This window comes from Micromonospora foliorum, assembly GCF_022229015.1.
Taxonomy (GTDB): domain Bacteria; phylum Actinomycetota; class Actinomycetes; order Mycobacteriales; family Micromonosporaceae; genus Micromonospora; species Micromonospora foliorum.
In genome coordinates this window covers 1-6,755 of the sequence record NZ_JAKKFF010000370.1, presented here as the reverse complement: position 1 = coordinate 6,755, position 6,755 = coordinate 1, and the positions used below count along the sequence as shown (strand labels likewise).

Here is a 6,755-nt window from a genome sequence, read left to right as displayed (position 1 = left end):
CGCCGTCGGTGGCCCCGGGGTGGGCGGTGCGGTGGTGCCGCCCGGCGCGGGCGCAATGGTGGTCGGCGCCGGCGGGACCTCCGGGGCGGTGGTCACCGGCGCGGGTGGCGTCGTCTCCGGTGGTGGCGCGGTGGTCTCCGGTGCCGGGTCGGTCGGTTCCGGTTCACCGCCCGGCTCCTCGGTCGGGGTGGGCTCCTCCGCAGGCGTGGTCGGGGGCCCTTCCTCTCCCGGTTCGTTGGCCGGCTCGGCCGAGGTCACGACCGGATCCGCGTCCGGTGTGGCGGCGCTGGCCCAGGCCGGTCCGACGGCGAGCGCCGTGAGCAGGCCGAGCGCGAGCGCGGTCGCCAGCAGGGGCGCGGAACGCCGCCCCTCCGCCCGATTACCGGGCGATGCCTTAACGCGCGCCATCTGTCCTCCGGTGACATGGGTGGGTGTCCAATATTCGGTAACAGTTGCCCCTGTGCACTAGTCCCATCTGGAAACAAATGCGTAACGTGTTTGGGACGGCCCGTCCGGGCGGACGGTAGGCTGCCGACTGTGACCGGTTACCTGGGCTCGTACGCGACGCTCGGGCTCCTGCTGCTCGCCAGCGTCGTCTTCTTCGTTACGGCGTTCTCGGCCAACCGGGTGTTACGCCCGGCGCGTCCGGCCGACCCGGCGGGCAAGCGGGCCAGCTACGAGTGCGGGCTCGACCCGGTCGGCACCGACTGGGCGCAGATGCAGATCCGCTACTACGTGTACGCCTACCTGTACGTCCTGTTCGCGGTCGAGGCGGTGTTCCTCTTCCCCTGGGCGGTGGTCTTCGACCGGCCGGGCTTCGGTCTGGTGACGGTGGTGGAGATGGCGGTGTTCGTGGCGGTGCTCGCGCTCGGCATCCTCTACGCCTGGCGTAGGAACATCCTCCGCTGGACCTGAGCGCCGCGGCGTCCGGCGATCGTGTCGGTCCGTCCGGCCGTTCGCGGCCGGTTACGGCGACAACCGGTCAGGCCAGTCCCCGGCGGGTCGCCGTGGGCGGGCGGTCGCCGCGGATCGAGGCCACCATGTCCAGCACCCGGCGGGTCGGGCCGACCTGGTGGGCCCGGAAGACCCTGGCGCCCAACCAGGCCGAGACCGCCGTCGCGGCGAGCGTCCCCTCCAGCCGTTCGGCCACCGGCAGGCCCAACGTCTCACCGATGAAGTCCTTGTTGGAGAGCGCCACCAGCACCGGCCAGCCCGTCCCGGTCAGCTCGTCCAGCCGGCGGGTGACCTCCAGCGAGTGCCGGGTGTTCTTACCGAAGTCGTGCGCCGGGTCGATGAGGATGCCGTCGGGGCGTACCCCTGCCGCCACCGCGCGCTCGGCGAGCCCGGTCACCGTCGCGACCACGTCGGCGACCACGTCGGTGAAGGCGGCCCGGTGCGGCCTGGTCCGCGGCGTCAGGCCGCCGGCGTGCGAACAGACCAGGCCGGCGCCGGTCTGCGCGGCCACCCGGACCAACGTCGGGTCGGCGCCCGACCAGGTGTCGTTGAGGAGGTCGGCGCCGGCCGCCACGGCCTCCGTCGCCACCTCGGCACGCCAGGTGTCGATGGAGATCACCACCTCCGGGAACGCGGCCCGGACGGCGGCGATGGTGTCCACCGTGCGCCGGATCTCCTCGGCGACACCCACCTCCGCACCGGGGCCGGCCTTGACCCCGCCGATGTCGATGATGGCCGCGCCCTCGTCCACCGCCCGCTCCACCGCGCGCAGAGCGCTGTCGGCGGCGTAGGTCGCCCCCCGGTCGAAGAACGAGTCCGGCGTGCGGTTGATGATCGCCATCACCACCAGCTCGCCGGGGGCGAACGTGTGCCCACCCAGCCGAAGCGCCCCGGCCATGCCCGCCTCCTGGAAGTCCGCGCCGTCGCCGCCGCGTCGGCCGGTCCCGACGCTAGTCGGTCACCCGTCCGCGATTCCGGGCGGGCGTCGGCGCCGATCGTGATCGGGGCGGGTGGCGGGGTCGCTCCGGGCCGGCTGCCATGCCACGATCAGTACATGGGTCAGCTTCTGCTCCTCCTGGTCGTGGCGTTGACAGTCGCGGCGGTGATCTTCGGCGTGACCGTGCTGGTCAGCGGCCGTGATCCCGGCCTGGCGCCGGCCGAGCCGGATTCGCAGGCCGTGGCGTTGCCGGGCACCCGCCCGTTGCGCGAATCCGACGTGGGGGCGGTCCGTTTCGACACCGGGTTGCGCGGGTACCGGATGGACCAGGTCGATAAGGCGATGCGCCGTGCCGCCTACGACATCGGTTACAAGTCCGAGCTGATCGGCGTACTGGAGTCGGAGGTCATCGCCTTGCGTGAGGGGCGCACCGACGACGCGGACGTGCTACGCCAGGCCCGCGAGCAGTCCGCCAGCAAGGTGACGACCGCGGGCGCGGCGGAGCCGGGCGAGGCAGCCGAGCCGGGCAAGGACGCGCCGCTGGCCGGCGAGGCGGGCTCGGCCCCGGTCGGCTCGACCACCACCGGCCCGTTGCCCGCCGCCACCTCGTCCTCGGCGGATTCCGACGGGGTGGCACCGGCCGCCGCGCCCGCCGACGACGAGTCGACAGATGGTGAGCAGACCGCCGGCGCCCCCGCCGGCACCGAGCAGCGCGACGCGGTGGTTCGGTCGGAGTCGGCGTGACCGAGCCGGAGGGCGCCGACGATCTTCGGGAGGCGGCCCGACCCGGTGCCGGTGAGGTGACCGCCACGGTGATCGTCGACGCCCCGGCGGAGCGGGTCTTCGCCGCGTTGCTCGCCTGGGAACGTCAGTCCGACTGGATCCCGTTCACCCGCGTCCGGGTGGTCGAGGGCGACGGGCGCGAGGGCAGCCGGATCGAGGCGGTGACCGCACTCGGCCGGGCGACGCTGCGCGACGAGATGCTTGTGGTCCGGGTCGACGAGCCGTACGAGATCGGCGTCGTGCACCACGGCCAGTTGCTACGCGGCCCGGGGGTGCTGCGCTGCACCCAGCTGGGCCGGGACCGCACCCAGGTCGTCTGGCACGAGTGGTTCCACCTGCCGGGCGGGCGGGCCGGTCGACTGGCCTGGCCGGTGCTCTGGCCCGGCTCCAAGCTCGGCCTCACCCAGGCACTGAAGAGGTTTGCCCGTCTGGTCGAGCAGGGCCGGCTGCCCTGACCGTGCGGCCCGGTGCCGGCTGCCAACCCGGCGCGCGGAAGAGGTGCCCGGCACGGTGCCGCCAGGTCACCGCGGCGCGCAGGTCCCGAGCGATCGAGGCGTACTCGTGGAAGGCCACCCGGACCGGGTTGTAGCTGCCGACGTTCTTGGTCAGGCCGTACACACAGCGCTCGCGTTCCGGCGCGAACGAGCCGAAGAGCCGGTCCCAGACGATCAGGATGCCGCCGAAGTTGCGGTCCAGGTAGCTGCCCTGCGACGCGTGGTGCACCCGGTGGTGCGACGGGGTGTTGAACACCGCCTCGTACCAGCGCGGCATCTTCTCGATCCGCTCGGTGTGGATCCAGAACTGGTAGAGCAGGTTGACCGAGCCGCAGAACGCGACCACGGCCGGGTGGACGCCGGCCACGATCAGCGGGAGGTAGAACACCCAACTGGTCAGGCCGGTCCACGGCTGGCGCAGTGCGGTGGAGAGGTTGAACCGCTGCGACGAGTGGTGCACCACGTGCGAGGCCCAGAGGATGCGGATCACGTGGTGGCTGCGGTGCGACCAGTAGTAGCAAAAGTCCTGCGCGAGCAGGATCAGCGGCCAGGTCCACCACAGCTCGGCGACCCGCAGCGGGGTGAGCGCGTAGAGCAGCGCGTACGCGGCGGCGATCGGCATCTTCCAGAGCAGGTCGGCGACGATGCTGCCTAGCCCCATCGTCAGGCTGGTCGCGGTGTCGGCGCCGCCGTAGCCGACCTCGTCGTCGTCGCGGTGCAGCAGGTAGGAGACCCGCTCCAACACGATGAGCAGCACGAAGGCCGGGATCGACCAGGCGATGACGTCCGGGAACTCCTTCACCGCGCGGCCTCCGCTCGCCGTCACCGGTCGGGGCCATCGTTGGGTGACCTCGACCTACCGGTCGGTAACAAGCACCATAGGCAGCCGGGCGGCCGGTGGCAATGGGCTGTCGGACGGATGCCCTAGCGTGTACGAGGTGACTGACCTGGTGATCGGCGCCGATGGGCTGGCTCGCTGCGCCTGGGGGTCGAGCACCCCCGACTACGCCATCTACCACGACACCGAGTGGGGGCGGCCGCTGCGCGGCGACGACGCGCTCTACGAGCGGATGACGCTGGAGGCGTTCCAGTCCGGGTTGTCCTGGCTGACCATCCTGCGCAAGCGTCCGGCGTTCCGGCTGGCCTTCGACGAGTTCCACCTCCCGACCGTCGCCCGCTACGGCGACGCCGACGTGACCCGGCTGCTCGCCGACGCCGGCATCGTCCGCAACCGGGCCAAGATCGAGGCGGCGGTCGCCAACGCCCGCGCCGCCCTGGAGTTGCCGGAGGGCTTGTCCGCGCTGCTCTGGTCCTTCGCACCGGAGCCCCGGCCAGCGCGCCCCGCCTCGTTCGCCGAGCTTCCGCCGATCACCCCCGAGTCGACGGCGATGGCCAAGGCGCTCAAGAAGCGCGGCTTCCGGTTCGTCGGCCCGACCACCGCGTACGCGCTGATGCAGGCCACCGGAATGGTCGACGATCACATCGTCGGCTGTCACGTCACCCTCCCCTCGGCGGCGTGATGAGATGGCACGCATGACGACCGAGACCGCGCACCGGGCCGGTGCGGCCGGCAACGCCGACGGGGTGGGCGCCTGGGCGGTGCTGCTGCCCGCCGAGCGGTACGAGGCCGAGCGGCTCGTGCACCACGACACGCTGGAGCTGACCGGGCTGACCGACGTCACCCGGCCGGGGCCGGGAGACCAGGTGGCCGTGCTTGTCGACGGGCCGCCACGGCTGGTGGCCCTCGGCCGGGTCGGCGCTCCGGGCCAACGCCACCGCGAAGACCCGGACGACCCGCAGTCCCCGGTCGAGCCGGGGACGCTCGTCGTCGCGTACACCCGGCGGGCCTTCGACGAGCCGGTGCCTGCCGATCTGCTGACGCTCGACGGGCCGGTCACCGCACTGGAGCCGGCGGCCTTCCGGGCGCTGGCCGACCAACTCGGCCCGCCCCCGGCGCGGCGCACCTGGCTGGTCAGCCTGGACCTGCCGATCGAGGCCGGCACGCCCGCCGAGGCGGTTCGGCTGTTCTGGTCCTACGTGCAGGAGTTGGGGCCGCGTGAGCTGCCCGCCTTCGTCTCACCGGCCGGTGACGAGCTGGCCATGCAGGCGTTCGTGCTGGGCGAGCAGGCCAACCAGGACCCGGAAGAGGACGACTAGAACAGTTTGTCCACTCGTCCCGGCCAGTCGGCGAGGACCGGGCCCGGGTCGGTGTCCAGCACCCGTTCCAGCAGCGTGGCGTAGACGTCCCGGAAGTCGGTGGTGTATTTCAGGTCGCCGTCGTCGAGGTCGGTGAGGCTCGGCGGTTCGCCGTGCCAGCCGCCCCGGACGCCCGCGCCGAGCAGCAGCACGTCTGACGCGGTGCCGTGGTCGGTGCCGTCCGAGGCGTTGGCCCGGACCCGACGGCCGAACTCCGAGTAGACCGCCACCACCACCTTCCGGCCCGCCTCGGTGCGACTCATCCGGTCGGCGAACCCGGTCAACGCCCGGTCCAGCTGACCCAGCAGGACGGCCTGCAACTGCTTCTCGTCGGCGTGCGTGTCGAAGCCACCCAGCGACACCGAGAAGACCCGGGTGGACACTCCGGCCTCGACGCACTGCGCGACCAGGTCGAGCTGCGCGTCCAGTGGTGTGCGTGCCCCGCCGGTGGCCGTCGCGGGCGCCTGCTCGCCGTCCGGGTCCGCCGTGTCCGGGTCGGCGGAGTCGCGTACCTGGCGGATCATCTCGTCCACCGACCGTAGGTCGGCGAAGCAGGCGGCGGCGCGGCCGCGGGCCGCCGACTCGCCCGCCTCCGCGGCGGCGAACGCGGTAAGCGTCTCCGCCGGCAGCCCCTTGGCGGCCTTCCGGTCGGCCACCGGCACGGCCGCGCCGGCGCTCTGCGCCCCGGCGAGCAGCGGCGGCAGCGCCGGTTCGAAGGAGACCGCCAGCCGGGGGTCGCCACCGGCCCGGTCCAGCCACCGCCCGAGCCAGCCGGTGGTGCCCGGCCGGTCCGGTTGCGCGGTGTGCCAGATGTCCATCGACCGGAAGTGGCTGCGGTCCGGCTTCGGGTAGCCGACCCCGCGCACGATCGCCAGCCCACCGGTGGACCAGCGCTGGTGCAGGCCGGCCAGCGCCGGGTTGAGGCCGAAGGTGTCGTCCAGCCGCCGCACCTCCCCGTCCGGGTACGCCAGCTCGGGGCGAGCCGCCCGGTAGGCCGGGTCGCCGTACGGGATGACCGTGTTGAGCCCGTCGTTGCCGCCGTAGAGGGTCACCAGCACCAGCGTGCGGGACTGCGGGTCGCGGTCCCCGCTGGTGTCCAGCAGGTCCCGCAGGCTGTACGCGCCGGCCCCGGCGGCCAGCGCGCCCGCGCCGACCACCCCGCTGGTCAGCAGGAACCTGCGTCGGGTCACGGTGTCCATGTCGACTCCTCCGCTCAGCTGACGGTGTATTCGGGGCTGACCAGGCCGGCGGCCAGCAGCTTGCGGGGCTCACCGGCCAGCGGGGCGAGAGCGGCGCGGGTGCGTGCGCCCCAGCCGTCGACCACCAGCAGTCGGGCCAGCGCTTCCGGCCGGCCGGCGGTGGTCGCGGCGGTCAGCCGGGCCATCACCGCT

At 73.2% G+C, this 6,755-nt stretch carries 8 protein-coding genes and 1 pseudogene; 5 read left to right on the top strand and 4 right to left on the bottom strand.

Annotation, left to right across the window (positions count from 1 at the left end):
* Window positions 1–408: pseudogene (locus PSH25_RS24850) on the bottom strand (hypothetical protein); the annotation flags it as partial.
* 129 nt (window positions 409–537) lie between these two features.
* On the opposite strand from PSH25_RS24850, the gene PSH25_RS24845 reads away from it, so the two are divergent.
* Complete coding sequence (locus tag PSH25_RS24845; RefSeq protein WP_238661365.1) at window positions 538–915, top strand: NADH-quinone oxidoreductase subunit A; 378 nt, start codon at window positions 538–540, stop codon at window positions 913–915.
* A gap of 67 nt (window positions 916–982) precedes the next feature.
* Here the strand turns inward: PSH25_RS24845 and folP are convergent, their stop codons facing one another.
* Window positions 983–1,852, bottom strand: a complete 870-nt coding sequence (folP, locus tag PSH25_RS24840) for a dihydropteroate synthase (protein ID WP_238661364.1) — start codon at window positions 1,850–1,852, stop codon at window positions 983–985.
* Between the two features lie 156 nt (window positions 1,853–2,008).
* On the opposite strand from folP, the gene PSH25_RS24835 reads away from it, so the two are divergent.
* Together PSH25_RS24835 and PSH25_RS24830 are read left to right on the top strand one after the other, a co-directional pair.
* Window positions 2,009–2,635, top strand: coding sequence for a DivIVA domain-containing protein (locus PSH25_RS24835; protein WP_238661363.1), 627 nt, complete (start codon window positions 2,009–2,011; stop codon window positions 2,633–2,635).
* A complete protein-coding gene (locus PSH25_RS24830) occupies window positions 2,632–3,129 on the top strand; it encodes an SRPBCC family protein (protein WP_238661362.1) in 498 nt (165 codons plus the stop codon). Before PSH25_RS24835 ends, PSH25_RS24830 begins: the two co-directional genes overlap by 4 nt.
* Here PSH25_RS24830 and PSH25_RS24825 read toward each other — a convergent pair.
* The gene (locus PSH25_RS24825) at window positions 3,074–3,994 is read right to left on the bottom strand and encodes a sterol desaturase family protein (RefSeq protein WP_238661361.1); all 921 of its coding nucleotides are present in this window, start codon (window positions 3,992–3,994) and stop codon (window positions 3,074–3,076) included. The two genes, PSH25_RS24830 and PSH25_RS24825, sit on opposite strands and share 56 nt — an antisense overlap.
* A gap of 112 nt (window positions 3,995–4,106) precedes the next feature.
* On the opposite strand from PSH25_RS24825, the gene PSH25_RS24820 reads away from it, so the two are divergent.
* Together PSH25_RS24820 and PSH25_RS24815 are read left to right on the top strand one after the other, a co-directional pair.
* Entirely contained in the window at window positions 4,107–4,688 is a 582-nt protein-coding gene (locus PSH25_RS24820) for a DNA-3-methyladenine glycosylase I (RefSeq protein ID WP_238661360.1), read from the top strand.
* A gap of 13 nt (window positions 4,689–4,701) precedes the next feature.
* Window positions 4,702–5,325 (top strand): hypothetical protein, encoded by a 624-nt coding sequence (locus tag PSH25_RS24815; RefSeq protein WP_238661359.1) that lies wholly within the window; start codon window positions 4,702–4,704, stop codon window positions 5,323–5,325.
* Here the strand turns inward: PSH25_RS24815 and PSH25_RS24810 are convergent.
* The gene (locus PSH25_RS24810) at window positions 5,322–6,563 is read right to left on the bottom strand and encodes a DUF1501 domain-containing protein (RefSeq protein ID WP_238661358.1); all 1,242 of its coding nucleotides are present in this window, start codon (window positions 6,561–6,563) and stop codon (window positions 5,322–5,324) included. The two genes, PSH25_RS24815 and PSH25_RS24810, sit on opposite strands and share 4 nt — an antisense overlap.
* Window positions 6,564–6,755: the final 192 nt, after the last annotated feature.